This window comes from Pseudomonas sp. fls2-241-TYG-175 (assembly GCF_030209155.1).
In the GTDB taxonomy this organism is placed as follows: Bacteria; Pseudomonadota; Gammaproteobacteria; order Pseudomonadales; family Pseudomonadaceae; genus Aquipseudomonas; species Aquipseudomonas viridiflava.
Genome location: NZ_JARVSO010000054.1, coordinates 1 through 1,757 on the forward strand (window position 1 = coordinate 1; position 1,757 = coordinate 1,757).

Annotated in this window: 1 rRNA gene; it reads right to left on the reverse strand. The window is 50.1% G+C overall.

Going from position 1 to position 1,757, the window contains the following annotated elements:
* Nucleotides 1-1,584, reverse strand: a 23S ribosomal RNA gene (locus QRN20_RS25260); the annotation flags it as partial.
* Nucleotides 1,585-1,757: the final 173 nt, after the last annotated feature.

Genomic DNA, 1,757 nt, shown 5'->3' on the forward strand with positions numbered 1-1,757 from the left:
GGTTACCTGAAGCTTAGAAGCTTTTCTTGGAAGCATGGCATCAACCACTTCGTGTCCTAAAGGACACTCGTCATCAGCTCTCGGCCTTGAGATCCCGGATTTACCTAAGATCTCAGCCTACCACCTTAAACCTGGACAACCAACGCCAGGCTGGCCTAGCCTTCTCCGTCCCTCCATCGCAATAACCAGAAGTACAGGAATATTAACCTGTTTTCCATCGACTACGCTTTTCAGCCTCGCCTTAGGGACCGACTAACCCTGCGTCGATTAACGTTGCGCAGGAAACCTTGGTCTTTCGGCGTGGGTGTTTTTCACACCCATTGTCGTTACTCATGTCAGCATTCGCACTTCTGATACCTCCAGCAAGCTTCTCAACTCACCTTCACAGGCTTACAGAACGCTCCTCTACCGCATCACCAAAGGTGATACCCGTAGCTTCGGTGCATGGTTTGAGCCCCGTTACATCTTCCGCGCAGGCCGACTCGACTAGTGAGCTATTACGCTTTCTTTAAAGGGTGGCTGCTTCTAAGCCAACCTCCTAGCTGTCTAAGCCTTCCCACATCGTTTCCCACTTAACCATGACTTTGGGACCTTAGCTGACGGTCTGGGTTGTTTCCCTTTTCACGACGGACGTTAGCACCCGCCGTGTGTCTCCCATGCTCGGCACTTGTAGGTATTCGGAGTTTGCATCGGTTTGGTAAGTCGGGATGACCCCCTAGCCGAAACAGTGCTCTACCCCCTACAGTGATACATGAGGCGCTACCTAAATAGCTTTCGAGGAGAACCAGCTATCTCCGAGCTTGATTAGCCTTTCACTCCGATCCACAGGTCATCCGCTAACTTTTCAACGGTAGTCGGTTCGGTCCTCCAGTCAGTGTTACCTAACCTTCAACCTGCCCATGGATAGATCGCCCGGTTTCGGGTCTATTCCCAGCGACTAGACGCCCTATTAAGACTCGCTTTCGCTACGCCTCCCCTATTCGGTTAAGCTTGCCACTGAAAATAAGTCGCTGACCCATTATACAAAAGGTACGCAGTCACCCAACAAAGTGGGCTCCCACTGCTTGTACGCATACGGTTTCAGGATCTATTTCACTCCGCTCTCCGCGGTTCTTTTCGCCTTTCCCTCACGGTACTGGTTCACTATCGGTCAGTCAGTAGTATTTAGCCTTGGAGGATGGTCCCCCCATATTCAGACAAGGTTTCTCGTGCCCCGTCCTACTCGATTTCATTGCAAAGAGACTTTCGCGTACAGGGCTATCACCCACTATGGCCGCACTTTCCAGAGCGTTCCGCTACTCTCAATCCAACTTAAGGGCTGGTCCCCGTTCGCTCGCCACTACTAAGGGAATCTCGGTTGATTTCTTTTCCTCAGGGTACTTAGATGTTTCAGTTCCCCTGGTTCGCTCCATACACCTATGTATTCAGTGTAAGGTAACTGTCTTATGACAGCTGGGTTCCCCCATTCAGACATCTCCGGATCACAGTCTGTTTGCCGACTCCCCGAAGCTTTTCGCAGGCTACCACGTCTTTCATCGCCTCTGACTGCCAAGGCATCCACCGTATGCGCTTCTTCACTTGACCATATAACCCCAAGCAATCTGGTTATACTGTGAAGACGACATTCGCCGAAAGTTTGTTCTCACAAACTTTACCTTAGCCTGCTCACCACCAGTGAAAGTGGTCAACAGTCTATTTCTTTCTATCACATACCCAAATTTTTAAAGAACGATCTAATCAAAGACTAGAAATCAACA